The organism is Mycobacterium sp. pV006 (genome assembly GCF_041287115.1).
In the GTDB taxonomy this organism is placed as follows: domain Bacteria; phylum Actinomycetota; class Actinomycetes; order Mycobacteriales; family Mycobacteriaceae; genus Mycobacterium.
This window is the reverse complement of the sequence record NZ_JBGGKT010000010.1, coordinates 1-25,760: the sequence shown is the minus strand read 5'-3', so window position 1 is coordinate 25,760 and position 25,760 is coordinate 1. Positions and strand designations below refer to the sequence as shown.

Genomic DNA, 25,760 nt, shown 5'->3' with positions numbered 1-25,760 from the left:
AGTAGGAGAGATTACTCATGAATGAGCGCCTGGTTCTGCAGAAGTTGCTCACCACAGCGGTGGCTACCGCCATCGTCGATACGGGCGACGATCAGGTGGGGGGTTACGTCACGGAGGCCTCTGCCGTGGCCACCTTGAACACACCGGCTCAGCTTCTTGCCGCTTACGGCGTCGATGCGGCACCGCATTTCGTCGACGTCGTCCGCTTCGAGCAACCCCGACTGGCCACTTTCAACGCACCGACCGATGCGCCGCGTCCGTGGCCCACCTTTCCGAATGGCTTCCTGCGCGGTGACTCCCTGGCGCAGATATGGAGTATGAGCCGCACTCGGTATACCTACGGCGCCGAGTACTGGCGTATTCGCGCCGATGGCGAACAGAAGTGCCTTTCACGTTACGAAGGTGCTGCCCGCGGTTGGGCCAATGCCAAACAATGGCGTCGGCCCAGTCCGATGGTCGGCACGCTAGCGCGTTGGCGCGGCAATGAGTTCTTCGCCGACACCATTGGCGACTCCGTCATGCTGACCGCCATAGCCGAGCAGGACCCCGGCGGGTTCGAACAGGTACACCGCGGCGTATGGTCGGCAACAGTTCCGGCGTCTGAAACCGAAGTGTTCGAACGAGTCTTCACCGCAGACCTGGACCAGGTACCCGTTCGCCTCATACGAACGTCAGGCACAACTGCCGAGGTACTGCTCCTCACCGACGACCCAATAGAGGCCCAACGCGTCGGCGCGGGACTGATCGAGCCCGGAACCTACGAGATCATCGTCGACACCTCGCGCCTGGCGAATGTCCGCGGTGTCGAGAATCAGCTGTCGCAATGACTGCGCCACCAATTTCCGACCAGCTCGCGGAATGGTCGCGCGTGAACGGTTTTGCCCTAACGCCTAACAGCAGCACTGGCGCGGCGCTGTTCTCCTCCGGGCCCGGAGGTGAAGTGCGGTACTACCTACGAGCTGCGCCGGACGGTGGTTTTACCCTCACGTCCGCACAACGGGCTTCGGCAGAACAGTTTGAGTTGCACGCGACATCGATGTCAGTGATGGAGCGCCATCTGATGGCGTGGTTCGGCCGGCTCTACCGATCAGGGCACCAATTGCAGAGGTTGCCAACCTTCCGGACCCAGGATGACCTTGCGCCCGGATACACAATCGTTGCGGGAGACCCAGAGGGGTCCTTCGAGCTGCGCGACCGATCAGGTGCGCTTATTGCGCGGGCGCACGGCAAGTTATCCAGCATCAGCACATTCGTTCGTCTGTCCCACCTACTCGAATCCTCCCTTTCGGTTATCCGACGATCCTATGAGAGTGAAGACGGGTCACCACTTTTCGGAATTCAGGACAAGACTTAATCGGATGACAACTCCCCACCTGTCGATGGATCTTGTGTCTTGGGCACGGCGCGCGGGCTATGCCGCTACTGCTGATGCTGTTGGCGCCCTGCTGTACTCGGCTGGGGGAGAGCACCGATACTACGTTCGTCAGCGCCAAGATGACTGGTTCGAGCTGGACCAGGCGAGTCGTGTAGGGAAGCCGCGATTCAAGCTGCGCGCCAAGACGATGGATACGCTCGAGCGGCATCTGTTCGCCGCATTGGGCATCATCATTCGCGACGATCTCGGTCTGCCCTCCTTGCGAATCCCCCACCAGCCCTGCGACTTAGCCGAGGGTTTCACCGTCAGCGCGATGTCAGCCGACCAATTCAGGACGCTGAGCTGCGTTGATGCTGGACCGGTCGCGGTCGCACGTGAAGAAACCCTGAGCCTACTGACTTTGGTTCCGCTGTCTCATTTTCTCCGGATGACGGTAAGGGAACTCGAAGAGTCCTTCACAAGCAGATCCGGTTCGCCCCTGATGTCACGATGGGGCTAGAGCGCAGGCGGTCTTTGCAGCATCATTATCGGGTGACTGCGGTACCGATTTCTGACCACCTCGCGGACTGGGCGCGCGCGTCCGGCTACACCGTCACTCCCGACAGTGTCACCGGCGCAGCACTATTTGCGTCGAAACCTGGCGGCGAGGTGCGCTACTACATACGAGTCGCGCCGGACGGTGGTCTTACCCTCACGTCCGCACAGCGGGCTTCGGCAGAACAGTTCGAGTTGCACGCGACATCGATGCGCTCTATGGAACGCCATCTGATGGGGCTATTCGGTTACCGGTACCGGTCAAAGAACCAGCTGCAGAGGTTGCGACCCTTGAAGGGTCTCGATGAACTTGCGCCTGGATATGCGATTGCTCCGGGCGATCAAGAAGGGTACTGGGAATTGTTCTACCCCTCAGGTGAACTCGCTGCACGTGCCCTCGGTGAGGTAGGCAGCATCAGTACGTTCGTCCGCCTGTCCCACCTGCTCGAATCCTCGCTTTCAGATATCCGACGGTCCTATGAAAGTCCCGATGGATCACCGCTTTTCGGTGTTCAGTAGTGACGAGTTGGTGATTGCATGGCCTCGTTGTCGGACCATCCCGACGTAGTCGAGCTTCTCGCTCGCTACAGCCGCTGGAGAGACATCTACATGAGGGCCGGCGTGCCACCGTGGGACAGCCCTGATCTTGACGCGGACACGTTGCACTTCCGGCGGGGTCACCCTCATCCCGACTGGTACGGCTTCGCGATTTCGAAGGATGTGGACGAACGGTACGCGGTGTTGAACGTCTCGACAGAACACCAAAACACGCCGACTGAAGGTGTGGATACAACCTTCTCGTCCGTTCGGGAGGCCGGCAATTACATCATCTACAACATCGGCGACTTCCTCCGGATCGAATGCCGTCTCGACCCGATCTCGTGGACTTTTCGCGACGCGGGAATGAGCCCCGATGTGGAGGAGAAGGTCCCGATCGACGAGAGACATGCGAAGTACCAGCTACGAAACAGTCCTGACACCTACTTCGTCACGGGCGCAGGCGGTATTTCGTGGACAAACTGGCTGCTCACAATGTCTTACGACGACCTTGATAGGCGACTGACGGACGGACTCCCGACGGGTCCATCAGGAGAAGGCTGATATCGGAGCCTGAGCGACCGCAGGCTCCCCGCCGACCTTCAGCCGTTCCGGATCCACCCCAGCACGGTCAGCCCCACCATACCGAGCAGGAGCAGCGGCCCGGCCACGTCGGAGACGGGGTTCGGTCCGAGCGCCGCGGTCACCAGTCCGACCACTACCGCGAGGCTTACGAAGCCGAGACGCAGTAACAGCGAGAAGCGTTGCGCCAGGATCGTCTTCAATGTCGGACCGGGCACGGTGCGCACCACCCACGCGATCCCGACCACCAGCGGAACACTCAGCGCGGCCACGGCGATCCTGGGAATCAGCGTCGGCCAGCCGTCATCGTGTGCGGCCGACACCACGATGAGCGCGACCGCGAGAAGTATCACCCCCGCCGTCGTCATCCGCAGCACCCGCGTCACCGCGAGGGCGAGGTTCTGCAGAGCCAACGGCGCCAGCGCCGGATTCAACCGACCCACCTCGAGCAGGCCGCGCACCGCCTCGGTCAGCGTGCCCCAGCGCAACCGGCTCACGGACAGGTTGTGGACGGCCACAGCGTGGGTCGGCTCCTGCTGTAGCGCTGCCTGATAGGCCGCCTCGGCGGCCGGGGCGCTGCCCAGGGAGCGGTGGATGTCGCCGAGCAGCACCAGCGAGTCCGCCGATGCGGGGTTCAGCCGGAGTGCTTCGTTGACCACCACCAGTGCCTGCTGGGCCTGACCCGATTCGTGCAGCAGGCTGGCATAGGTGTACTGCGCGAGATACGACTGCGGGTGCGCGCCGACCGTCTGCCACGCCATCGACAGGGCTTCGTCTGCCCGACCGAGCCCGTGCAACGCCAGCGTGTACAGACGCATGGCGTGCTCGTTGGTGGGTTCGGTGGACAGCGCCGCCGACGCGGCGGCCGCGGCGCCCGGGTAGTCCTTGGACCGCATACTTTCCTGGGCCTGCCGCAGGGGCTCCGACGTCACCCGGAAATCGTATCGGCGCGGCACCCTGGCCTCGCGCACGAATATCGCCGATGAAAAGCGCGCCCGAAGGGATTCGAACCCCTAACCTTCTGGCGTGAGCCAGCCGTCCGCTGAGGTACGAGATCATTCGCAGAAATTGGCTTCTAGCAGTGGCGATGGTCTTCGCCGGGCTGCCGTTGTCCATCATCGTCCGGGCAAAGCTGGCGGCGTTTGTATCGGGAAAGTGGAGAGTTGACCACCCTGGACCAGGGTGTCAGCTCGCGATGCGGGCCGGCCGATTGAGGCGAACTTCTCGCTTGGCGAGGACCGCAACGGCATGAAACGCGCCGCCGACATTCCCGGGCGACGTCATCGGCCGGCCCTAACGTGACCTTCGTGCCCCCCGATCCACAAGGCCCGGACCCGCTCGCGATTGCCGCCCTCGTCGTATCCATCTGCAGCGCGACAGTCACCCTCTTCGGCCTCGTATGGCAACTGACGCTCTACAAGCTCCAGGGGTCACGCTTGAAAGTCGAGATCGCGTTCTGCTACCTCACGGACTTCGGAATGACCGTCACTCTACGAGGCCCCGGCCGACGGACACCGACCTTCGCCGACTTAAGGAAACGACACGACGGCCTCTACTACGGCATTGAATACGGCCTGGTTCGAGTCACGAACATCGGGCGCACACCGGTATCGGTCGAGAACATCTCCTTCGATCTCGGACGACTCAAGTGGTGGCGACTTGGGCGCTCCACCATAATCCCCGCGAGCTTTCAGGACCCCGACACCGACACTGAAAGCAATTTCGATTCACAATCCCCGCACCGGATCGAGGTGGGTGCCAACGTCACAGCCGCTTATCACCTATGGCCCGCGCTCGCAGGGTCCCAAACTCGCGCCCATCGCGGTAACCGCAATCTCGTGGTCCGAGGGTCCGCCACGGCCGTAGGCCGTAAGGCGACTCGCTCGTCACGGCGATCAGCGTGGCGTTTCCCGGCTGGGGCGACCTCCTGGTTCAGCGATCTAACGCCTCCGCCACCGGATCTGCGTGTTTATCGCAGACTGTGGCTCGGTCAACGAGTCGATCACGTCGGGGGGATGCCACTTCTTTTCCACCGAGAGATCACCGAGATGCTGGCGGCTGGCGCGTCAGACAAGGACCTAAAAGAGTTCCTCGATCGGCATCGTCCCGAGGGCATCCACGGCCTGCTTGCTTACGAAACGCACCATGCCTACCACAGCGCTGCGGCCTCGATCTGGTCTGCCGAGCCACAACATAGGCCTCGGCAGGGCTGGAGGAAGCGACTGCGTCGCGTGCTGTGGGGAGTCGACTCGCAAAACTAGTGGCCCGAAAAAACCCCTCGGGGTTGAGACGGTGCGCGCATGCCTGGGCAGGGGTCTCGGGGTGGGGCGCCCGTTGCGCGGGACACCCCACCCCTCCTGGTCAGGCCGTGGTCGGGATGGACAGCAGGCGGAACGCGTTGGGGATGACGACGTCGGCGCCGGTGCGGAACCACAGAAGCGCGCCGCGCTGACCGGTGGGCCGGCGGTTGGCGCCGAACAGGTGCGGCACCAGTTCCAGGGTGGAGCCGACACGGTCGACGATGACCATGCCGCGGGCGAAGTCGCCGTAGAGCAGCGGGTAGTTGTTCTCCGTCGCGGAGGCGTTGATCGTGCCGTCCATGTTGGACAGCTCGTTCATGGTGCGGCCGAGCAGGCGGGGCGGGTTGTCCTGCAGTGTGGGGAACTTCAGTGCGCCGTTGGTGGTCTCGAACTGGCGAAGGGTGTTGATGATGGCCAGGTGGGCGCACCATTGTGCGTTGGGTTGGAACCGCGGCGGCAGCGCGTTCTGCACCGCGTACACGTCGCCCGCAGCCAGCGTCTCGGCGGTGGCGGGGCTGACCAGCGGGACGGTGCCGGCGGCCGCGACGAGGGCGGTGATGATGCCCTTCGGCTGGCCGCTGCCCGAACCGGTGGTGTAGGCCGTGGCGTTGAGCTGTTCGGCTCCGTCGACGAGGAGCTTGGACAGCTCCCCGAGGAAGTTCACCGCGTCGCCCTGGACTTCGAAGCTGAACGGCACGAACGCATCACCCTTGTGCACCGGGATCGACGGGCTCGCCAGGGTGGGGCTGGCGTCGGCCACCTCGGCGGCCTCAGCGGTCCACTCAGCGGTCACACCCGCACTGGTGACACCAGACCATGCATCGGTGGCGGTCTGCACTACGCGGGCGATCTGGCGCAGCGGGTTGATGCTGCCGTTGGAGGTGAGCAGCACCGCCGGATCGAGGGTCAGCGGGACCATGAATCCGCCGGCGCTGTCGGTCAACGACATTGCGCGCTGCTCGGCCTGGACCGCGGACACCGCTCGCCAGGCGTCGGCTTCCTCGGCGGTCCAGGTGAGCTGACCGTTGTCGGGGTCGGCGAGCTTCTTGGCGAAGGCACGTTCGTAGTGCTCGCTGCCGGTAGCGGCGGCCCAGCGCTGCGTCCAGGTCTGCGAGATCACCGGGCCGGTGCTCATCAAGTCCTCGACGAGTTCGGCGCCGCGGGCGTCGAGGCGTTCGTCCTTGACGGTGCGCTCCAGCACCCGCATCGCGGTATCGCGCTGCTGCAGGGCGGGCGGGCGGTCCTGGTCGTCGACGGTGGCGTCGCTGCTGCCCCGCTCGGTGCGCAGTTCCCCGGAGGCGAACCGCTGGACCATGTCGCGGGCCGCGGTGGCGCGCTGCTGCGCACCGTCGCGCAGTTGCTCAGCGTGGCGCTGCAACTCCTGGAATCGTTCGGCGTCGGCTCCGGCGAGGTCGCCGGTGGTGGAGTCGAGCAGTTCCCGCGCAGCGGCACGGGTCTGCTCAAGGGTCAACGTGGAGATGTCGGTATCAGTCATGGGTTCACCAATCGAGAAGGGACAGCCGCGCTTCAGCGACTGACCGGGGGATGACAAGGGATTGCGACCGCACTCCGGCGACAGCAGCACCGGCGTAGGCAGGCAGCCCGACGAGGCTGACTTCCATCAGCGCGACTTCGGTGCGCACCACGACATCACCGTCGAGGCGTTCCCGGATGCCGCGGAACCCGATGCTGAAGGCGTCCACGGTGCCGGAGCGCACCAGCTCCAGGGCGTCGTCTCCGTCTCGGGTGGCAGCGATCTCGAACGCCGCGTGCAAACCCTCCTGGTGTTCCTGGAGTTCGGTAGCGCGGCCGAGGGGCAGCCGTCGGGTGTTGTGGCTGTCGAACAGCCTCACCTTGTTGCCGCGTTCACGGATCGAGCGGTCGAACGCCCCGAACTCAAACCGTTCCCGATAGGGGCGGCCGCCGTCGCTGACTTCGGCGATCTGACCGTACGGGACGACGGTGCCGTACACCGTGCGGCCCTTACCGGGTGTGAGTTCGGCGGAGCGAAACAGGATGGTAGACAACGGATCACCTTCTATGCGCACGCAGAATTGCGGTCTCGCATGGTGACCGGGATAGCGCGGGTTGGCCTGCCCTGAGGCTCCCGGCGTCTCGCAGATACCGAGCTGGTATTCAGCGTAACGCCCGTTTTGCCGAAACGGCAAGCGATGTTGACACTACCGGTCATCGTCGGGCCGGAACTCCCCATCACCCTCGGCCGGTTCGGCGAAGACAGATACGAACCATGTGTGGCCGATCGGGTCACGATGTTCTTCCTGGTCAGATTGGATCCCCAGCAGTGCGCGCTCCAAAGCCTCGCGCGCCGCATCCCGGCCGCTATCAGCTTCGAGCCGCTTCGCAAGCTCGACTGCATTGTCTTTAGTCAGTGCGCGGGTGCGGGGACTGATCGTGGCGTCCTCATCGAGCACGGCGTCCGCCCGGTCCTCATCGCCGTCGAGAGTGGCGAGCAGAAGTCGGATGGCGCGACCCTGCTGAACGAGATCGCTGGGAGATTGACTGGTCATGGGTACGAGTCCTTTCTTGGTGCACACATACGGAAACCGTTTCCGCAGTTCAAAGCGGCTATCCATTGTTATATCCGTGCAGCACACCTCGGGGGAGGGACACGGTTCCGCATTGGCGGTCCCACCTGGGCCTTTGACTTGCGCGATGCGTGATCCGCCCCCCGGGGCGGGTCGAAGGCGCGGACGATGTGCCCGTTCTAGACCCCGGCCCAGGCTTGAATCTCTCTCCGAAGTTTTTCCACACCACCACATCACGCTCCGACGTCTTCTGTGCCTGTGATGCGCCAGACCCGTTCGGTCTTCGAGTCGCCGTGGGCAGGGATGGACTCGATGCGTGTGGATAGCCCGGCGGCGCGGCGCACGGAGTCCCAGGGGTGGCCGGCCGCGGTTCCGGCTCTCTTGGCGTCGTCGGGGGTGACGGTGTTGGTCTCTTGCTGGTCGAGCCATTTGTCGAGCCAGGCCGCCGCGGATTCATACCGCGGTGGTTTGTGTTCGGGGGTGATCGACCAGATCGCGCGGCCGCGTTTCCGGGAGACAGTGCGCATGTCTGGGTGGGCGCTCACGGCTTGGTGGATTGAGCCTTTGGTGTAGCCCTTGGCCTGTCCGGCTTCGATGACAGCAAACGACTCGACAGTGGTGTGGCCTTGCTGGACAAGTTGTTCGATGTGTTGGTTCAGCCACTTCTGACATGACAGCTTCGGACGCTCAGTCTCATGCGACCTGCGGGAATCCAGGTCTGTGACAGTGGCAGGTTGGTCACGGGTGACCGGGCTGGTCACCCCTTCTGAACTGGACTTTCGGGGGGTGACCTCTGTGGTCACGGGTGACCCGATCCGGTATCTGACACTGCCATGCTCGCCGGAGCGGACAGATACCAAACCTTCAGCTTCCAGCAAACCAACGGCCTGGTCGAACAGCTCCCTCTTCTCTCGCTTTCCGAGACGGCGCCGTAGATCACCGCCGGCTTGTTCACCGTCGCGTTCGAGCATCCGCAGCAGGCTGCGCTTCACGGTTTCCAGGCGGCTGGCGTCGTAGAACTCCTCACCGGCTGCCCGGTCGAGAGCCCGGGCACGTACCTTTGCCCGCGCCGCTTTCTGAGCCTCGGCGAGTATCCAATCGCGGGTGCTGTTGGACACCGCCATCACGTCGCCCGAGCGCTGCCAGTCCCATTCGCCGACAACGGACCTGCCGTGCATGATCGCCAGCACTGCTGCGACTTTGCAGCGGGTCAACATGGCGTGTCCGTCGAGGGCGTCAGCTTCCCCGCGCTGGCGGGCCAGGTGCGCCGCGATGATCGTCTCGGTGATCTCCTCGTGGCCGTAGACGATCTCGACGACGCCGTCGGGTCCGGGCTCCCACGTTGGCATCGTCGTGTCGAGCGGGTCGGGGTCTCGCACAGCGTCGGCGGGCATGTGCGGGTCGATGGTGAGCGCCCACAAGAACCGCTGCGGCGTTCCTCCGCTCGTGTCGTTGAAGATGACCCCGGTGTGGCCCGGCTGGGCACCGACCGACAAGCATCCGCGGTAAGAATGCGCGGGGACATTGCGGCTGTTGGCCTTCGATGCGTTGGTTGACCCGAATTGCTCGCCCATGGCGAACGCTTTGAGCGTGCCCAGGGTCGTGGACCCTTGTCGTGAATCCAGCCCGGTGAGAATGTCGATCTCCGAGCAGTTAAATATCGCTGCGGTGACGCGTTCGTTGTCCTCGGACTCCTTGCCGCGCAGGGTGAACGTTTCGGCAATGCCTTCACCGCTGCCGATGGGAAGCTCGAGGATCGGCACGGGCCAAGCGAGTCTGCCTACCTTGTCGGATATGCCCTTGCCGCCCCCGGACGGAGAGACGAACGCACACAGCAAGTTCAGCGACGCGCGCCCACCGATCACTCCCGGCAGTTGCACGTGAGGCCCCACGCTGGCCGCCACCCGCAGCAGGACGGCGAAGAACACCGCCCACGGCGCGGCGTAGCGGGCACGCGCCCACAAATAGATCTTCTCCAATTGCGGGCTGTCGGAGTCGAGGAAGAACTCCTCCGCCGGCCCCCAGTGGTCGTTGCTCACGATGCCTCCCGGAGTGCGTCGATCTGGCGGCGCCGCTGCACCTGTCGGGCGACCGCGGACCAGTCTTCGGCGGCCGATATATCCGCGCCTGCCTCGGAAATGGCGTCCTGCCGGCAGTCCTCGTTCAGCGCCCACCACACTGCGGCCCACAGCACCGCCTGCCACTTGGCCGGGTCGGTGTCGTCGAGCTGGCACCACACCGGAGTGCCCGGGATCAGACCAGGGTCTCCGAGCAGAGGCGAAAGCATCTGATAGACGGGGTAGAACGTGACTGCGCGGGAACTGCCCGCCCCCGTGTTGGGGCGGGCCTCCTCGCTGTTGTTGCGGATCATTGCTGGCTGCCACCGGGAATCGCAGCCGCCACCATTTCGGCGAGTTGCTCGATTACGTTGCCGTCGACTTCGTCGATGACGGCTGCGATCTTGATCAGCTGGGCCGCGACGTTCTTGCGGCGCTGCTCCAGTAGCCAGGTATTGCGCACGCGGAGGCAGTTCACGCATTCGCCGTAGTAGGTCCAGGTCAGTCCGGTTTCGACGTCCAACCAATCCCAGTCGGCCCGCTTCGGGTCGGTCAGGTGGGTGGGCGCCTCCATCTCGGTGATGTCTCTGCCGTTCTCCCGCACCTGCTCGGGCATGTCGACGAGTTCGCCGCACATCGCCGGGAACCGCTTCTGGCCGGCCGCCCGCGCCTCGTTCTCCACTGACTTCCACCAACGGTGATTCATCAGTGGGTTCTTCGGAAAATCGTTTTGGCGGTATCGCATTCGAATTTCCTCGCAGACACGTGGGGCGACAGGATCGCCCATCCCCAACGCGATGTTGGTGATGCGCTCGGCGTGGTCCCGGAACGAGTCTTGTTCCGGGTGAAGGATCGCGTGGGATGTCACCCTGCCGCACTCGGCGCACTTCAGGTCGCCCGTCTCGCGGTGCCAGTCGCGGTCAATTGGCCCCGACAGCCAGTAATTTTCCCGCCGGTAGTTTCTGGGCCGCCGGCACGTCCGCAGGTTTCCGCACACACAGCACAGTGCTTGCATCAGTCGATCACTCATCGCCGCACTGCCTCAGACTCGAGCGCGTCGGCCACCCCGTCGAGCAAGAGCGCGGCCTGCCGCAGATGCCCGAGTCCGACCACCAGATCGACGGTGGCGAACAGAGGCGCGGACTTGGTGATGGAATGCAGGACGGTGTTGGCGTCGGCCCGGATCACGTCAATCCTGTTGACCGCATCGTTGAGGATCTGTGGTGCGTTCGCGGCCTGCACCGTCGAGCAGTCAGGGGCGTGGCGACCGATCGCGTTGCAGCACGGGTAGTACGTGCTGTCGACGGGGTACCGGTTGTCTGTCATCATGGTTCTAGAACTCCTCGGTGTGGTTGTGGTGACTACGTGGGTGGTTCTGAACACGAGAGGCCTCGGCTGCAACCGGGGCCTTTCGCATATCCGGGGTGCGGTCGTCGTCGACCAACCCCAAGTCGCAGTGCTCCTGCTGCGGCAACACCCGCATCAGGCCGCTCCCTCTAACCGACTGATGTATTCAGCGATCTGCTTATCGGTGGAGAACCGGCGCGACTTGATCCGCACCGAGGCCAACTCCCCGGATGCCCAGAGGGCAAACACCGTGCTTCTACCGACGCTGAGCTTCGTTGCGACAGCTCTCCAATCGTTCACAGTCGTCCTTTCTGGTTGTGTCGTGGCTGCACTCATTCGAGTGAATCCGTGTCGTACCGAGTCAATATATACCCGTTGATTCCCACTGACGCAATACCAAAGTATCCTGTGTCCCCATGACACAATGGAGCGGAGAGACGCATCGCCGGATCGCGGCGGCGATCAGGAAGGCTCGCGGCAAGAGGTCCGCGCAATGGCTCGCAGACCGCACGGCCGAGTTGAACTACCCGATCACCAGGGCGCAGATCGCCAACTATGAGAGCGGCCGGAAGCAGAGCCTTGACATTGTCGAGTTGTTGGTGATTGCGGCGGCGCTGAACACATCTCCGGTGGCACTGGTATACCCCGGCCCGTACGCGAAGATGGTCGAGTTACTTCCGGGCGTTGAAGTGCCAGAAATGATAGCTGTGGAATGGTTCTCGGCGAATATTGACTGGAGGCTCGAATCAGCGAAATTGACCGACATCGAGCGGGCCAACTCCGAACTCGCGGAGAAGAATACGCGCCTGCTGCGACGATCACGCGAGCATTTTGATGCGTCGATGACCATGCGCACCTTAATTGAGGCCGACGATCCCAGTGATAGCAAACTGATCGAGGTATACAACCAACGCATTCGGGAACTGGCCAAGGAGATCGCCGAGATGGAATCGAATGCCTAGGCAGCGTATGCAGCCGGGTGAACACGGCCGGATCACGGAGCGTTTCAACAACGGAAAGTTCTATGCAGCAACGTACTTCCGTGATTTGGATGGAAAACGACGGCGCGTGGAGCGATCTAGCGACAAGTCCGCCGAGGACGCCCGCCGGCTGTTGCAGCGACATTTGAAGGACCGTCGACCACCTGTCACGAAGCAAGAGGTCACGGACAGGACCACGTTGGCGGAACTATTCGACGTGTGGATTGTGGCGAAGGCCGCTGAGGACGGTGTGTCGTCTCAGACGGCCGATCAGTACCGTCAGGTCTGGGCGAAGCACGGCCTGAATCACCTGGGGGCGTTGCGCATCCGCGAGGTGGACACGACCAGGGCTCACCGTCACGTGCAGGCGATGGGCGCCACGACACAGGCGAAGCGCCTGCGGATGATTCTCCTGGGGATGTTCTCGATGGCGGTTCGATTCGGGGTCATACCGGTCAACCCGATTCGGGAGACCAAACCGACCAAGGCGGCTGCCAAGCACGTCGTGCGAAAGATCAACCCGGATGACTTGGCGCGTGTCCGCCAGGCGGTGCGAAGGTATGCCGACCGCGAGGGACCGGGCCCGCGGCCTGGGCGGCTCCTCCCGGCGTTCGTCGATCTGTTGGTGGCGACCGGAGCGCGACCGAACGAGGTGTTGGCGCTGCGGTGGTCTGATTGCGACCTGGGCGGCGATGCCCCGACGGTGACGATTCGGGGCACGTTGATCGACCATGGCCGAATCGTGGGGAAGCCGCTGCATCGCCAGGACCGCCGGAAGGGTGACGCCCCGGAGCACACGGTGGTGCTGCCCCGCATCGGCGTGGATGCCTTGGAGGAACTGAAGAACCACGCGGCCGGGGAGGGTCCGGTTTTCGCCAATCGCGACGGAGGGTGGGTGTCGCTGGCCAACATGCGCCGGTCGCTGCGAGCCGCACTCCCCGAGGATCTCCGGGAGACGATCACTCCGCACACGTTCCGGCGGGCTGTAGCGACGGTTGTCCGGGACGCGCTCGGGCCGGAGAAGGCGCAGCAGCAGTTGTCGCACGCGAAGTTGGCGACGACGGAGAAGCACTATCTGCAACGTCACACCGAGGGGCCGGATGTCCGTTCGGTGTTGGATGAGTACACCGGCGTCCGCGAGTGAATGTGTCGGGAAAGTAGCGGCTACCGGGCGTGTTGCTTGCGCCGCAGGGGTCGTTGTCGCTGGTAGAAAGCGCGCCCGAAGGGATTCGAACCCCTAACCTTCTGATCCGTAGTCAGATGCTCTATCCGTTGAGCTACGGGCGCATGTTCAGTTCTTCAGTTGTCCACCACCGGCCGAAGCCGGCGGCTTCGCGCGGAGGCGAGAGGATTTGAACCTCCGGTCCACTTTGAGGTGGACAACTCATTAGCAGTGAGCCCCATTCGGCCGCTCTGGCACGCCTCCTGACGTTTACCGCCGAGCCAAGAGCGTACACAGCCCCTGCCTCGGGAAGCAAAGCACCTCCACCGCAGCCCTAAACTGTCCGGGTGTCCGCACGTCTACGTCCCGAACTGGCCGACCTCCCCGCCTACGCGCCGGGCAAGACCGTGCCGGGCGCCATCAAGATCGCCAGCAACGAAACCGTGCACGGTCCGCTGCCCAGCGTGCGGGCCGCGATCGAGCAGGCGATCGAGGGGATCAACCGCTACCCGGACAACGGGTACGTCGAGCTCAAGGAGCGTCTGGCCAAGCACGTCGGGTTCGCACCCGAGCACATCTCGGTCGGTTGCGGGTCGGTCAGCCTGTGTCAGCAGCTCATCCAGATCACCAGCACCGTCGGCGACGAGGTGCTGTTCGGCTGGCGCAGCTTCGAGATCTATCCGCTGCAGGTCCGCACCGCCGGGGCGACGCCGGTCCAGGTCCCGCTGACCGACCACACCTTCGACCTGGACGCGATGCTGGCCGCGGTCACCGAACGCACGCGGCTGATCTTCGTGTGCAACCCCAACAACCCGACCAGCACGGTCGTCGACCCGGACGCGTTGGCCCGCTTCGTCGAGGCGGTGCCACCGCACATCCTGGTCGTCCTCGACGAGGCCTACATCGAGTACATCCGCGACGGACTGGTGCCCGACAGTTTCGGGTTGGTCCGCGCACATCCGAATGTCGTTGTGCTGCGCACGTTCTCCAAGGCCTACGGGTTGGCCGGCCTGCGGATCGGCTACGCGGTGGCGGATCCGGAGATCGTCTCGGCGCTGTCGAAGGTCTACGTACCGTTCACCGCGACCAGCGTGTCGCAGGCGGCCGCGATCGCGTGTCTGGACGCCGCCGACGAACTGCTCGAGCGCACCGACGCCGTGGTCGCCGAACGCGGTCGTGTCTCGGCGGCTCTGCGTGACGCCGGGTACGACCTGCCGCCGTCACAGGCCAACTTCGTCTGGCTGCCGCTGGTCGGACGCGCCCAACAGTTCGCCGCCGACGCAGCGAACAACCGCGTCATCGTGCGGCCCTACGGGGAGGATGGCGTCCGCGTCACGGTCGCCAGCCCGCAGGAGAACGACGTCTTCCTCGAGTTCGCGCGGCGCTGGATCGGAGCCGCATGACCATCGCCATGCCTCGTCACCTGTACTTCTATCTGGAACGGCGATAGCCGCCTATCGTGACGGGATGACTTCGCACGCACGGGTCACCGCGGCGGCACTACTCGGTCTGACGCTCGCGCTCGGTCTGACCACCGCGTGCACCCGCACCACCGACGGCGCGGTCGCGCAGACGACCCAGCCGGGCCCGCCCCTGACCTCGGCGCCCGGACCCGGCATCCCGGACAGCCCGTCGATACCGGGACTCCCGGACTTCACGATCCCGAACATCCCCCTGCCCACCGGCGGACCGGATCTGCCGGAAGTGCCCGCCCCCGCGAATTCCACGTCGATGACCTGCAAGGAATTCATCGACCTCGACGACGCCACCAAACGCGCCGTCGTGCGGGCGATCATCGAGGAGAACGGCACGGTGTTCGGTGACGACGGCTCCTTCATCGAGGAGATCCTCGCCGACACCGGCTGCCAGCTGATGCCCAACGCGAAAGTCAGTGAGGTCCTGCTGGGGTCCCCGCCGGGCTGAGTGGTTAGCCTTTCGAGCATGAGCAGCACTTACGAATCGGTCACCGTCGACGTCTCCGATCACATCGCCGAGGTGACGCTGATCGGCCCCGGCAAGGGAAATGCGATGGGCCCGGCCTTCTGGGCGGAACTGCCGGTGGTGTTCGAGGAGCTCGACGCGAATCCGGACGTGCGCGCGATCGTGCTGACCGGCTCGGGCCGCAACTTCAGCTACGGCCTGGATGTGGCCGCGATGGGCGACACCCTCGGATCGGCGATGCGGGAGGGAACCTCGTCCAAGCCGCGTGCCGACTTCCACAAGCGCCTCAAGACGATGCAGCACTCGATCAGCGCGGTCGCCGACTGCCGCACCCCGACCATCGCCTCGGTGCACGGCTGGTGCATCGGCGGCGGCGTCGACCTGATCTCGGCAGTGGACATCCGCTACGCCAGCGCCGACGCGAAGTTCTCGGTGCGTGAGGTCAAGCTCGCCATCGTCGCCGATGTCGGCTCGCTCGCCCGGCTGCCGTACATCCTGACCGACGGCCATCTGCGCGAGCTGGCGCTGACCGGTAAGGACATCGACGCCGCCCGCGCGGAGAAGATCGGCCTGGTCAACGACGTCTACCCGGACGCCGAGGCATCCCTGACCGCCGCGCGCGCCACCGCGGCAGAGATCGCGGCCAACCCGCCGCACACCGTGCACGGCATCAAGGACGTACTCGACGAGCAGCGCACCGCGGCGGTCGCCGCGAGCCTGCGCTACGTGGCTGCCTGGAACTCGGCGTTCCTGCCGTCGAACGACCTCACCGAGGGCATCAAGGCGATGTTCGAGAAGCGGCCGCCGAACTTCACCGGGGAGTAGTTCTACGGCAGAAACTCAACCATCGCTCGTTCCGGTCCCCCCAGCCCGACTCGAAGCTATTCATGTGGCGGTGGCGGAGGGATTTGAACCCCCGGACGGTGTTAGCCGTCTCTCGCTTTCAAGGCGAGTGCATTAGGCCGCTCTGCCACGCCACCGCGGGACAGTCTAGACGCGGCCCAGCTTCGGGGTCGGACCCCCGGACTTCAGGCCGGCGCTGATTCGGCGACAGTTCTCCCCCATCGCGACCACCTGCGGGCGTGACAGCGGTCCGAGAAAGTGCGCCCGCACCGCGGCACCATAGGTTTCCAGCGCTGTCTCCAGCGCAGCCCGGCCCTCGGGCGTGATGCTGGCCAGCACCCCCCGCCCGTCGTCGGGGCTGGCGCCGCGCACCACCAGCTTCTGCACCTCCAAGCGATGGATCTGCCTCGTCACCCGGCTCGGCAGTGACATCAGGGATTCGGCCAGATCCCCCATCCGGGCCGAACCCGTGACCGACTTCGCGAGAAGGTCGAGTAGACGCACATCGTTGAGCGTGAGCCCATGCTGATCGGTCAACGACCGATTCATCGTGGCGTACAGCCGCAGAGCCGCGTCCAAGAAGTTCTGCCACGCCTTCTGCTCGGCGATGTCGAGTCCCGGCGTGTCACTGGCGGTTCGCCCCGCGATGGTCCCCCCCATAATTACCCCCTAACCAGCACATAGTAGGCCCAGAGTAATTGCTGACGACAGATTCGGCCGGACTTTTTCCTGCGTAGTAGCGTCTGAAGAATGCACGCGATCGTGGCCGACGGCGGCCGACTTAGCTGGCAGACGGTACCCGACGTGTCACCGGGGGCCGGGGAGGTGTTGATCAGGGTCAGTTCCGCCGGGGTGAACCGGGCCGACCTGATGCAAGCCGCCGGGAAGTATCCGCCGCCGCCGGGCGCCAGCGAGATCATCGGCCTCGAGGTTTCCGGAACCATCGCGGCCACCGGGGACGGTGTCACCGACTGGTCACCGGGACAGGAGGTCTGCGCCCTGCTCGCCGGCGGCGGTTACGCCGAGTACGTGTGTGTGCCTGCCGGGCAGGTTCTTCCCGTGCCCGACGGTGTTGACCTCGACCACGCGGCCGGACTGCCCGAGGTGGCGTGCACGGTGTGGTCGAACCTGGTGATGACGGCGGGACTGCGCGCCCCGCAACTGGTCCTGTTGCACGGTGGCGCAAGCGGTATCGGCACCCACGCGATCCAGGTCGCCCGCGCTCTGGGCTGTCGCGTCGCGGTCACCGCGGGATCGCGCAACAAACTCGATCTGTGCGCCGAACTCGGCGCCGAGATCACCATCGACTACCACAACGAGGACTTCGTCGACGTCGTGCGCGAGCACGGCGGCGCCGATGTGATCCTCGACATCATCGGCGCCGCCTATCTGGCCCGCAACGTCGACGCCCTGGCTCATGACGGCCGACTGGTGATCATCGGAATGCAGGGCGGCGCCAAGGCGGAACTCAACATCGCCAAGCTGCTGGCCAAGCGCGGCGGCGTGTTCGCCACCGCGCTGCGTGCGCGCCCACTCGACGGGGAGGCCGGGAAAGCCGGCATCGTGGCCGAGGTGCGGGATCGGGTGTGGCCGATGATCAGCGACGGTCAGGTGCGTCCGGTGATCGGAGCCGAGTTCCCCGTCTCCGAGGCGCAAGCCGCCCACGAACTGCTCGACTCAGGCGATGTGTCGGGCAAAATCCTTCTCCGCGTTGATCATTGACGGAAGGTCAGCCCAGCGAGGCCAGCGCCCGCACCAGCTGATCCACCTCGGCGGTGGTGGTGTAGTGCGCCAGACCGATGGTCACCGCACCGCCGATGTCGTTGACGCCGATGAGATCCAGGACGCGTGAGTTCGCGTTCGGAATGGCCAGGATGCCGTTGTCGGCCAATCGCTGCACCACTCGATCGGCGGGCACGTTTTCGACCACGAAGCTGACGAGCGGGATACGAACCTCGGGGTCACCGATCACCACCACCGTGGGCAGAGAACGCAGCGAGCTGAGCAGATAGTCGAAGACCACCTCGAGGTAGCGTCCCGCCGAACGCATCGAGATCTCCAGCCGCTCGCGACGCGAGCCCTGTGCCGAATCATCCAGGGCGGCAAGATATTCGACGCTGGCGACCACCCCGCCGAGAAGACCGAACTGGTGTGCACCGACCTCCAGCCGCGCCGGCCCTGTGGCATCCGGGTTCAGGGAGATCGAGCCGAGCACGTCGAGCAGGGACGGATCCTTGAAGGCCAGCGCACCGATGGGCGGCCCGCCCCAGGCCAACGTGTTGACCGCCACGACGTCGGCGTCGATGTCCTCGAGATCGAAGAGCCGGTACGGCGCGGCAGCCGAGTGGTCGACGATCACCAGTCCACCGACCTCGTGGACGAGCTTGGTGACCTCGCGGAGGTCGGTCACGGTGCCCAACGTCGACGACGCCGATGCCACGGCGACCAGTCGGGTGGGCCGCGTGATCAGGTCCTCCCACTGCCAAGTGGGCAGTTCGCCGGTCTCGATGTCGACCTCGGCCCACTTCACCTTCGCGCCGAACCGGTTGGCTGCGCGCAACCACGGAGCGATGTTGGCTTCGTCGTCCAGTCGGCTCACGACCAGCTCGTAGCCGAGACCGACCCGGGTGGACGCGGCGTCGGCCAGCGCGGTCAGCAGCAGCGCCCGGTCGGCGCCGAGCACCACCCCGGCGGGGTCGGCGTGGACGAGGTCCGCGATGGCCTGGCGTGCGGCCGCGAGTACCGCCGAGCTGCGGCGTGAGCCCGGATGAGGGCTGTCCACGGTCGGCATCGATCCCCGGAACGCCGTGGACACCGCACGCGCGACCGTGTCCGGCAGCAACATGCCGTTCTGGGCGTCCAGGTGCACCCAGCCATCGCCCAACGACGGGTGCAGACCTCGCACCCGGGCGACGTCGTATGCCATGTCAGCCCACCTTAGTGCGTTGAGGAATGCTGTTGAACCTTCCGATTACCGGCAGAATCGCGAGGCCCTGACGTCGCTGTCGGGAGCCAGTCCTGCCCGGACCGGGTCATCTGGGCAGCCATACTACTCCAGCGCTCCGACGCTCCGGTGCGCTACTCGGCGTATTGTTGCTGCTCATCGCCCCGCCCTCGATCCACCCAGGTCGTCGGCGCCCGATTCACGCCAGGCTCGTTGCGGCGATCCGGGGCGGCGACGGCAGAATATGACGGGGCGAACCCCGGGGCGACCTGACCGACCGAACGCGGCAGGCGGGCCGATCGCAGAGATCACCGGATACTGAGGCACTCTAGGACCATGACTAGCAACACCGATGACGACAACATCGAGATCATCGGCGGTGACGGCGCCGATGAGGCCGGGTCGGACAACCGCTCGCTGACCGACCTCGTCGAACAGCCGGCCAAGGTGATGCGGATCGGCACCATGATCAAACAGCTCCTGGAGGAAGTCCGGGCCGCCCCGCTCGACGAGGCCAGCCGCGGCCGGTTGCGCGACATCCACCGCACCAGCATCACCGAGCTCGAAGAAGGGCTGGCCCCCGAACTGCGCGAGGAACTCGAACGTCTGACACTGCCGTTCACCGACGAAACCGTGCCGTCGGACGCCGAGCTGCGCATCGCCCAAGCTCAGCTCGTCGGATGGCTCGAGGGCCTCTTCCACGGCATCCAGACCGCGTTGTTCGCCCAGCAGATGGCCGCGCGTCAACAACTCGAGCAGATGCGCCAAGGTGCGCTGCCACCCGGCGCGGGCATGCCCGGCCAACGCGGAACCCCGGGCCACCCCGGCACCGGCCAGTATTTGTGAGACCGGGCGTGGGCGGTCCTTCCGAACCCTTCATCGAGACCCGCAACGCGTGGGTCGAGTTCCCGATCTTCGACGCCAAGACGCGGTCGTTGAAGAAGGCCTTCCTCGGCAAGGCCGGCGGGGCCATCGGACGCAACGAGTCCAACGTCGTGGTCATCGAGGCGCTCCGCGACATCACCATGTCCCTGAAGATGGGCGACCGCGTCGGGTTGGTCGGCCACAACGGGGCCGGGAAGTCGACCCTGCTGCGTCTGCTCTCGGGCATCTACGAGCCGACGCGCGGCGTGGCCACGGTACGGGGCCGCGTCGCACCCGTCTTCGACCTCGGCGTCGGCATGGACCCGGAGATCTCCGGATTCGAGAACATCCTCATCCGCGGACTGTTCCTGGGGCAGACCCGCAAGCAGATGCTGGGCAAGATCGACGAGATCGCCGAGTTCACCGAACTGGGCGACTACCTGTCGATGCCGCTGCGCACCTACTCCACGGGTATGCGCGTCCGGCTCGCCATGGGTGTGGTCACCAGTATCGATCCCGAGATCCTGCTGCTCGACGAGGGCATCGGCGCGGTGGACGCGGAGTTCCTGAAGAAGGCGCAGAGCAGACTGTCGGATCTGGTCGCCCGGTCCGGGATCCTGGTGTTCGCAAGCCATTCCAACGAGTTCCTGGCTCGGCTGTGCAACACGGCCATGTGGATCGACCACGGCACCATCAAGATGGAGGGTGGCATCGAGGACGTCGTGCGCGCCTACGAGGGTGAGGACGCGGCTCGGCACGTTCGCGAGGTACTCGAGGAGACGGCGCGTGGATGAGCGCTTGCGCGAAGACCATGTGGCAGATGAGCGCTTGCGCGAAGACCATGTGGCACCTGAGCGCATCTGCACGGTCGTCGTCACCCACCGCCGCCCCGACGAGCTGGCCAAGTCGTTGGACGCGATCTCCGCGCAGAGCCGTCGTCCCGACCATCTGATCGTCGTCGACAACGACTTCTCCGACGACGGGGACGGACGGGTGCGGGATCTGGTGACCGGCCAGCCGTTGCCGACCACCTACCTCGGTTCGCGCCGCAACCTCGGTGGCGCAGGTGGTTTCGCGCTCGGCATCCTGCATGCGCTCGCACTCGGCGCCGACTGGGTCTGGCTCGCCGACGACGACGGACGGCCCCAGGACTCCGAGGTTCTGGCGACCCTGCTGGACTGCGCGGAGAAACACGGGTTGGCTGAGGTGTCGCCGATGATCTGCGATCTCGACGATCCCGACCGGCTGGCGTTCCCGTTGCGCCGCGGCCTGGTGTGGCGTCGCCATGTCAGCGAACTGCGGACCGACGCCACGCTTCCCGACTTCATGCCGGGTATCTCGCACCTGTTCAACGGCGCGTTGTTCCGCGCGGAGACGCTGGAGGCGGTCGGGGTGCCCGACTTGCGACTGTTCATGCGCGGCGACGAGACCGAGATCCATCGCCGACTGCAGCGCAGCGGGCTGCCTTTCGGGACGTGCTTGACCGCGGTGTACCTCCATCCGCAGGGTGGCGACGAGTTCCGCCCCATCCTCGGCGGGCGGATGCACACGCAGTACCCCGACAACGAGGCCAAGCGGTTCTACACCTACCGCAACCGCGGATACCTGCAGTCCCAGCCGGGCATGCGCAAGCTGCTCCCCCAGGAATGGCTGCGCTTCGGTTGGTACTTCCTGATCACCAGACGTGACCCCGCTGGCCTGCGGGAGTGGATGAGGTTGCGGCGGTTGGGCCGCCGCGAAAGGTTCGGGACCAAAAGATGACGATCATGGACGCCGCGGCGCAGTCCCGGACCTTCGCGCGGGCGTGGCGCGATCTGGTCGACGGCTACGGCAAACGGGAACTGTGGCTACACCTGGGCTGGCAGGACATCAAGCAGCGGTACCGCCGTTCGGTGCTCGGCCCGTTCTGGATCACCATCGCCACCGGCACCACCGCGGTCGCCATGGGTGGCCTGTACTCGATGTTGTTCAAACTCGAACTGTCCGAACACCTTCCCTACGTCACACTCGGGCTGATCGTCTGGAACCTGATCAACGCGTCGATCCTGGAGGGCGCCGACGTCTTCGTCGCCAACGAGGGCCTGATCAAACAGCTACCGACACCGCTGTCGGTGCACGTCTACCGTCTGGTTTGGCGGCAGATGCTGTTGTTCGCGCACAACATCATCATCTTCGTCATCATCGCGATCATCTACCCCAAACCGTGGAGTTGGGCGGACCTGACGTTCATCCCGGCGCTTGCGTTGATCGCGGCCAACTGTGTCTGGGTGGCTTTGTGTTTCGGCATTCTGGCCACCCGCTACCGCGACATCAGCCCGTTACTGGCCAGCCTGGTCCAGTTGCTGTTTTTCATGACGCCCATCATTTGGAACGAGTCCACCCTGCAGGCCCAAGGTGCGGGCGGCTGGGCCAAGATCGTCGAGCTCAACCCGCTGCTGCACTACCTGGACATCGTGCGCGCACCGCTGCTGGGTGCCGAGCAGGAACTGCGGCACTGGCTGGTCGTGATCGCGCTGACGCTCATCGGCTGGACATTCGCCGCTTTCGCAATGCGCCAGTACCGCGCCCGCGTGCCCTACTGGGTGTGACGAGGGTCAGCTGCTCAAGCCGTCGGAGTCGGGCTCGGGTCCGAACACGAATCGCCGGCCGGTCAACGACTGCGGTGTGATCCGGACGAACCTCGACTTCGGTGTGGCGACCCACGGGTAGAGCCCGGCCCGCTGAGCTTTGACGGTGTCGTTCGAGCCGGCGACCAGCTTGGCCCTGCCGCGAACCACCACACTCCATCCCTCGACGAGGCTGTGGTCGTCGGCTTCGAACAACACGTTCTCATTGAGCACGGTGGTCAGCAGCTTGGTGCCCTCGGCAGTGCGGAACAGAATCGTCTTGTCCTGCACGACGAAGTTGACCGGGAAGATCTCGGTCCAACCGTTGACCGTGGTGACCAGTCGGCCCAGTGACACGCCGCCCAGCAACTGCCAACTCTCGGACTCGGTCAGCTCGGTGACCGGTGCGTCGGATGTGATTGAAGCGTCCATGCCTCAATCGTCAGCGCCGGCCGGTCCGGCAGCTAGGGTCCTATGGCACTTGGTTGTCGCGCTTGGGCGGCGGAGTCTGCGCGAAAGCGTTGATGCGGTTCCACGCGTTGATCGTCACCGCCATCGCGACCACCTGGCCGAGTTCCCGCTCGCTGAACTCGGCGACTGCCCGCCGGTAGACCTCGTCGGTGACGCCGCCGTGCCCCAGTACCGTAATCGCCTCGGTGAGTGCGAGCGCCGCCTGCTCCCGCGGGGTGAAGATGTCGCCTGCTTCCTCCCAGGCAGGAAGCAGATCGAGCTTCTGCTCGTCGACCCCGTGCTTGCGGGCGTCGCGAATGTGCATGTCCAGGCATAGCGCGCACCGATTGATCTGCGACGCACGGGTTTTGATCAGTTCGGCGAGGTCCGGTTCGAGGTCCTTCCGCGATGCCGTCTCCAGCGCCATCATCGCCTGGTAGAGCTCCGGCGAGGCCTTGTACATCTTGAATCTGGGTTCGCTGAGTGTCTGTGTCATATGACCGACGGTAATCCCGAATGTCCCGCAACGATGGTTCAATATACGAGTGGATTCATGGGCCAATCCGGGTAGCTGGGACCTTCATCTCGACCTGGCACCGACCCTGGCCCCGGGTACCCGCGGCGCGAAGGACGCCCTGGTCAACGCGCTACGGGACGCCGTCCGGTCGGGTCGCCTACCGCCTGGAACCCGGCTCCCGCCGTCACGCACCCTGTCGGCCGACCTCGGACTGGCCCGCAACACCGTCGCCGACGCGTATGCGGACCTGGTCGCGGAGGGATGGCTGGGTTCCAGGCAGGGCGCGGGCACCTGGGTCGTCAACGTCGCGCGCTCCGCATCGCCGGTCCGCCCGCGCGGTTCGGGGATCCGACCGGCACACAACCTGATGCCCGGCTCCCCGGACGTCTCGCAGTTCCCCCGCACCCAGTGGGTAGCGGCCACCCGGCGCGCCCTGACGACCGCACCGAACGAGGCATTGCACCTCAGCGATCCGCGAGGCCGGCCCGAACTACGCGCGGCCCTGGCCGAGTACCTGGCGCGGGCCCGCGGAGTGCGTGCGTCGCCGGAGTCGATCGTCATCTGCGCCGGAGTACGGCATGCCGTGGAGTTGTTGGCGCGTGTGCTGGGCGGCCCGATTGTGCTCGAAGCATTCGGGCTGCACCTGTTCCGGGATGCGATCGCCGCTTACGGCATTCCGACGATCCCCATCGAAGTCGACGAGCACGGCGCCCGCGTGTCCGAACTGGACGCCCTCGACGTGTCTGCGGCACTCCTGACGCCCGCACATCACCAGCCTCTCGGAATGGCACTGCATCCCGCCCGCCGCACCGCAGTCATCGAATGGGCGCAACGCACAGGGAAATTCATCCTCGATGACGACTACGATGGCGAGTTCCGATACGACCGCCAACCGGTCGGCGCCCTGCAGGCGCTGTCACCGTCGCAGGTGGCTTACCTCGGTTCGACCAGTAAGAGTTTGTCGCCGGCGCTGCGACTGGGTTGGATGGTCCTGCCGGATCAGTTGATCGAACCCGTACTGGAAACTGCGGGCGGACAACAGTTCTACGTCAATGTGATCAGTCAGCTGACCTTCGCCGAGTTCCTGTCTGCAGGCCATTACGACCGTCACATCCGCCGCATGCGACTGCGGTACCGTCGCCGTCGGGATGCGTTGGTGTCGGCGCTCGCCGAATTCGATGTGTCGGTGGCCGGCTTGTCGGCCGGTGTCAACCTGGTGGTGGGCCTGCCCGACGGTGCTGAACCCGAAGTCATGCGTCGAGCTGCGCAGGCGGGTATCGCGCTCGAAGGCCTGTCGATCATGCGGCACCCCGCCGCCGGCGCCGCACCCACCGACGGGCTCATCGTCGGATTCTCTGCACCGGCCGAACATGCCTTCGCTCCAGCGGTTTCCGCGTTGTGCGCGGTGCTGCGGGACAGCGGCCTGTAAAACCAGAAAGGGGCGCCCCGAGTGGGGCGCCCCTCTCCGGGTCGGTGGCGCTACTTGATGGTGACGTAGTAGGTGCGTCCGGCGGGGACCTGGATGCGGTCGTCACGCTGAGCGTCCCAGACCCACTTGGTGAACTCCGGGCCGGGCCGGACTCCGACCACGGTGGCGTCCTTGAGGGCGGTGTTGCCGTGGCGGGTGACGATGACGCGGTTGCCGTCGGCTTCCAGTTGGCTGATGGTGGCGTGGGCATCGCCGGAGCCCGACGGGGCTGCAGCGGCGGGAGCGGCAAGGCCGAAGATGGCGGCGGAGAAGCCGGCAGCGGCGGCGACGGTGGCGGTGGTGACGAAGGTCTTCATTGTCCTGTCCCCTCTGGCGTGGTGGTCGATCTTGACTGATCTGACGGGTGAAACCTGCCGATCCCGCCGTTCATTTCCGCTGGCAGGAATTGAGCGACGGTTGGCCGAATCTGTACGCGGTGCAGTGCTATTCGAGAGCAGAAGCACCACACCGAAAAAGGGGCGCCCCTCGCGGGGCGCCCCGATTCCTCTGCAGTCCGTTATTCGACGTCGACGAAGTAGGTGCGTCCGGCGGGGACTTGGATGCGGTCGTCGCGTTGGGCGTCCCAGACCCACTTGGTGAATTCGGGGCCGGGTCGCACGGCGATGACGGTGGCGTCTGTGAGGGCGGTGCCGCTGTGGCGGTTGATGATGACGCGGTTGCCGTCGGCTTCGAGTGCGTTGATGGTG

At 65.2% G+C, this 25,760-nt stretch carries 30 protein-coding genes, 3 tRNA genes and 1 pseudogene; 17 read left to right on the top strand and 17 right to left on the bottom strand.

Translation table 11 applies throughout. From position 1 onward, the window contains the following. Positions 1-17 precede the first annotated feature (17 nt). Genes ACAG25_RS16315 through ACAG25_RS16295 form a run of 5 tightly spaced genes read left to right on the top strand, consistent with a single transcriptional unit; the run spans position 18 to position 3,010 of the window. Positions 18-827 (top strand): hypothetical protein, encoded by an 810-nt coding sequence (locus tag ACAG25_RS16315; RefSeq protein ID WP_370489514.1) that lies wholly within the window; start codon positions 18-20, stop codon positions 825-827. Next, positions 824-1,354 (top strand): Imm61 family immunity protein, encoded by a 531-nt coding sequence (locus ACAG25_RS16310; protein WP_370489513.1) that lies wholly within the window; start codon positions 824-826, stop codon positions 1,352-1,354. The genes ACAG25_RS16315 and ACAG25_RS16310 overlap by 4 nt, the downstream gene beginning before the upstream one ends. 4 nt (positions 1,355-1,358) lie before the next feature. Continuing rightward, positions 1,359-1,874, top strand: coding sequence for an Imm61 family immunity protein (locus ACAG25_RS16305; RefSeq protein ID WP_370489512.1), 516 nt, complete (start codon positions 1,359-1,361; stop codon positions 1,872-1,874). A 32-nt stretch (positions 1,875-1,906) separates the two neighbouring features. Continuing rightward, complete coding sequence (locus ACAG25_RS16300) at positions 1,907-2,428, top strand: Imm61 family immunity protein (RefSeq protein WP_370489511.1); 522 nt, start codon at positions 1,907-1,909, stop codon at positions 2,426-2,428. A gap of 18 nt (positions 2,429-2,446) precedes the next feature. Next, the gene (locus ACAG25_RS16295) at positions 2,447-3,010 is read left to right on the top strand and encodes a hypothetical protein (protein ID WP_370489510.1); all 564 of its coding nucleotides are present in this window, start codon (positions 2,447-2,449) and stop codon (positions 3,008-3,010) included. A 38-nt stretch (positions 3,011-3,048) separates the two neighbouring features. Here ACAG25_RS16295 and ACAG25_RS16290 read toward each other — a convergent pair whose 3' ends face one another. After that, entirely contained in the window at positions 3,049-3,960 is a 912-nt protein-coding gene (locus ACAG25_RS16290; RefSeq protein ID WP_370489509.1) for a tetratricopeptide repeat protein, read from the bottom strand. 375 nt (positions 3,961-4,335) lie between these two features. Between ACAG25_RS16290 and ACAG25_RS16285 the strand changes: the two genes are divergently transcribed. Further along, on the top strand, positions 4,336-5,289 hold the full coding sequence (locus ACAG25_RS16285) for a hypothetical protein (RefSeq protein ID WP_370489508.1): 954 nt from the start codon (positions 4,336-4,338) through the stop codon (positions 5,287-5,289). A gap of 100 nt (positions 5,290-5,389) precedes the next feature. Here ACAG25_RS16285 and ACAG25_RS16280 read toward each other — a convergent pair whose 3' ends face one another. The 7 genes from ACAG25_RS16280 to ACAG25_RS16250 all read right to left on the bottom strand — a co-directional run bounded on the left by ACAG25_RS16280 (position 5,390) and on the right by ACAG25_RS16250 (position 11,260). Next, positions 5,390-6,823 (bottom strand): phage major capsid protein, encoded by a 1,434-nt coding sequence (locus ACAG25_RS16280; RefSeq protein ID WP_370489507.1) that lies wholly within the window; start codon positions 6,821-6,823, stop codon positions 5,390-5,392. A gap of 4 nt (positions 6,824-6,827) precedes the next feature. Continuing rightward, complete coding sequence (locus ACAG25_RS16275) at positions 6,828-7,355, bottom strand: HK97 family phage prohead protease (RefSeq protein WP_370489506.1); 528 nt, start codon at positions 7,353-7,355, stop codon at positions 6,828-6,830. A 153-nt stretch (positions 7,356-7,508) separates the two neighbouring features. Next, positions 7,509-7,856, bottom strand: coding sequence for a hypothetical protein (locus ACAG25_RS16270; RefSeq protein ID WP_370489505.1), 348 nt, complete (start codon positions 7,854-7,856; stop codon positions 7,509-7,511). A 251-nt stretch (positions 7,857-8,107) separates the two neighbouring features. Next, positions 8,108-9,913: a hypothetical protein gene (locus tag ACAG25_RS16265; protein WP_370489504.1), complete on the bottom strand. Its 1,806-nt coding sequence runs from the start codon at positions 9,911-9,913 to the stop codon at positions 8,108-8,110. Next, positions 9,910-10,245: a DUF2742 domain-containing protein gene (locus ACAG25_RS16260; protein ID WP_370489503.1), complete on the bottom strand. Its 336-nt coding sequence runs from the start codon at positions 10,243-10,245 to the stop codon at positions 9,910-9,912. Before ACAG25_RS16260 ends, ACAG25_RS16265 begins: the two co-directional genes overlap by 4 nt. Beyond that, positions 10,242-10,961 carry a hypothetical protein gene (locus ACAG25_RS16255; protein ID WP_370489502.1) on the bottom strand — a complete coding sequence of 240 codons (720 nt, stop codon included), beginning with the start codon at positions 10,959-10,961 and terminating at the stop codon, positions 10,242-10,244. The genes ACAG25_RS16260 and ACAG25_RS16255 overlap by 4 nt, the downstream gene beginning before the upstream one ends. Continuing rightward, positions 10,958-11,260: a hypothetical protein gene (locus ACAG25_RS16250; RefSeq protein ID WP_370489501.1), complete on the bottom strand. Its 303-nt coding sequence runs from the start codon at positions 11,258-11,260 to the stop codon at positions 10,958-10,960. Before ACAG25_RS16250 ends, ACAG25_RS16255 begins: the two co-directional genes overlap by 4 nt. 434 nt (positions 11,261-11,694) lie before the next feature. On the opposite strand from ACAG25_RS16250, the gene ACAG25_RS16245 reads away from it, so the two are divergent. Both ACAG25_RS16245 and ACAG25_RS16240 read left to right on the top strand, forming a co-directional pair. Continuing rightward, positions 11,695-12,240 carry a hypothetical protein gene (locus ACAG25_RS16245; RefSeq protein ID WP_370489500.1) on the top strand — a complete coding sequence of 182 codons (546 nt, stop codon included), beginning with the start codon at positions 11,695-11,697 and terminating at the stop codon, positions 12,238-12,240. Continuing rightward, entirely contained in the window at positions 12,233-13,402 is a 1,170-nt protein-coding gene (locus ACAG25_RS16240; protein WP_370489499.1) for a tyrosine-type recombinase/integrase, read from the top strand. The genes ACAG25_RS16245 and ACAG25_RS16240 overlap by 8 nt, the downstream gene beginning before the upstream one ends. Before the next feature lie 70 nt (positions 13,403-13,472). Here the strand turns inward: ACAG25_RS16240 and ACAG25_RS16235 are convergent. Both ACAG25_RS16235 and ACAG25_RS16230 read right to left on the bottom strand, forming a co-directional pair. Further along, positions 13,473-13,545 (bottom strand) — tRNA-Arg (locus ACAG25_RS16235). A 50-nt stretch (positions 13,546-13,595) separates the two neighbouring features. After that, positions 13,596-13,684 (bottom strand) — tRNA-Ser (locus ACAG25_RS16230). Positions 13,685-13,767: 83 nt separating this feature from the next. On the opposite strand from ACAG25_RS16230, the gene hisC reads away from it, so the two are divergent. The 3 genes from hisC (at position 13,768) to ACAG25_RS16215 (ending at position 16,186) form a co-directional block, all read left to right on the top strand. After that, entirely contained in the window at positions 13,768-14,823 is a 1,056-nt protein-coding gene (hisC, locus tag ACAG25_RS16225) for a histidinol-phosphate transaminase (protein WP_370489498.1), read from the top strand. Positions 14,824-14,887: 64 nt separating this feature from the next. Next, complete coding sequence (locus ACAG25_RS16220) at positions 14,888-15,343, top strand: hypothetical protein (protein ID WP_370489497.1); 456 nt, start codon at positions 14,888-14,890, stop codon at positions 15,341-15,343. Between the two features lie 18 nt (positions 15,344-15,361). After that, complete coding sequence (locus ACAG25_RS16215; protein ID WP_370489496.1) at positions 15,362-16,186, top strand: crotonase/enoyl-CoA hydratase family protein; 825 nt, start codon at positions 15,362-15,364, stop codon at positions 16,184-16,186. Between the two features lie 65 nt (positions 16,187-16,251). On the opposite strand, the gene ACAG25_RS16210 is transcribed toward ACAG25_RS16215, so the two are convergent. Both ACAG25_RS16210 and ACAG25_RS16205 read right to left on the bottom strand, forming a co-directional pair. Further along, positions 16,252-16,341: transfer RNA gene (locus ACAG25_RS16210), tRNA-Ser, on the bottom strand. A gap of 10 nt (positions 16,342-16,351) precedes the next feature. Further along, positions 16,352-16,864, bottom strand: a complete 513-nt coding sequence (locus tag ACAG25_RS16205; RefSeq protein ID WP_370489495.1) for a MarR family winged helix-turn-helix transcriptional regulator — start codon at positions 16,862-16,864, stop codon at positions 16,352-16,354. Between the two features lie 90 nt (positions 16,865-16,954). Between ACAG25_RS16205 and ACAG25_RS16200 the strand changes: the two genes are divergently transcribed. Continuing rightward, on the top strand, positions 16,955-17,926 hold the full coding sequence (locus ACAG25_RS16200) for an NAD(P)H-quinone oxidoreductase (RefSeq protein ID WP_370489494.1): 972 nt from the start codon (positions 16,955-16,957) through the stop codon (positions 17,924-17,926). Between the two features lie 7 nt (positions 17,927-17,933). Here ACAG25_RS16200 and ACAG25_RS16195 read toward each other — a convergent pair whose 3' ends face one another. Further along, a complete protein-coding gene (locus ACAG25_RS16195) occupies positions 17,934-19,130 on the bottom strand; it encodes a cysteine desulfurase-like protein (protein WP_370489493.1) in 1,197 nt (398 codons plus the stop codon). 354 nt (positions 19,131-19,484) lie between these two features. On the opposite strand from ACAG25_RS16195, the gene ACAG25_RS16190 reads away from it, so the two are divergent. The 4 genes from ACAG25_RS16190 to ACAG25_RS16175 are packed head-to-tail and all read left to right on the top strand — an operon-like array spanning position 19,485 to position 22,600. After that, positions 19,485-19,994 (top strand): bacterial proteasome activator family protein, encoded by a 510-nt coding sequence (locus tag ACAG25_RS16190; protein ID WP_370489492.1) that lies wholly within the window; start codon positions 19,485-19,487, stop codon positions 19,992-19,994. 8 nt (positions 19,995-20,002) lie between these two features. Continuing rightward, a complete protein-coding gene (locus tag ACAG25_RS16185) occupies positions 20,003-20,806 on the top strand; it encodes an ABC transporter ATP-binding protein (RefSeq protein WP_370489491.1) in 804 nt (267 codons plus the stop codon). A gap of 49 nt (positions 20,807-20,855) precedes the next feature. Next, positions 20,856-21,773, top strand: coding sequence for a glycosyltransferase (locus tag ACAG25_RS16180; RefSeq protein ID WP_370489682.1), 918 nt, complete (start codon positions 20,856-20,858; stop codon positions 21,771-21,773). Further along, positions 21,770-22,600 carry an ABC transporter permease gene (locus ACAG25_RS16175; RefSeq protein WP_370489490.1) on the top strand — a complete coding sequence of 277 codons (831 nt, stop codon included), beginning with the start codon at positions 21,770-21,772 and terminating at the stop codon, positions 22,598-22,600. The genes ACAG25_RS16180 and ACAG25_RS16175 overlap by 4 nt, the downstream gene beginning before the upstream one ends. Positions 22,601-22,606: 6 nt before the next feature. On the opposite strand, the gene ACAG25_RS16170 is transcribed toward ACAG25_RS16175, so the two are convergent. Both ACAG25_RS16170 and ACAG25_RS16165 read right to left on the bottom strand, forming a co-directional pair. Then, a complete protein-coding gene (locus ACAG25_RS16170; RefSeq protein ID WP_370489489.1) occupies positions 22,607-23,050 on the bottom strand; it encodes a pyridoxamine 5'-phosphate oxidase family protein in 444 nt (147 codons plus the stop codon). A 40-nt stretch (positions 23,051-23,090) separates the two neighbouring features. Then, on the bottom strand, positions 23,091-23,564 hold the full coding sequence (locus ACAG25_RS16165) for a carboxymuconolactone decarboxylase family protein (RefSeq protein ID WP_370489488.1): 474 nt from the start codon (positions 23,562-23,564) through the stop codon (positions 23,091-23,093). A gap of 49 nt (positions 23,565-23,613) precedes the next feature. Between ACAG25_RS16165 and ACAG25_RS16160 the strand changes: the two genes are divergently transcribed. Beyond that, entirely contained in the window at positions 23,614-25,014 is a 1,401-nt protein-coding gene (locus ACAG25_RS16160; protein ID WP_370489487.1) for a PLP-dependent aminotransferase family protein, read from the top strand. A gap of 50 nt (positions 25,015-25,064) precedes the next feature. Here the strand turns inward: ACAG25_RS16160 and ACAG25_RS16155 are convergent, their stop codons facing one another. Then, positions 25,065-25,370: a hypothetical protein gene (locus tag ACAG25_RS16155; protein ID WP_370489486.1), complete on the bottom strand. Its 306-nt coding sequence runs from the start codon at positions 25,368-25,370 to the stop codon at positions 25,065-25,067. A gap of 200 nt (positions 25,371-25,570) precedes the next feature. Next, a pseudogene (locus ACAG25_RS16150) lies at positions 25,571-25,760 on the bottom strand (hypothetical protein); the annotation flags it as partial.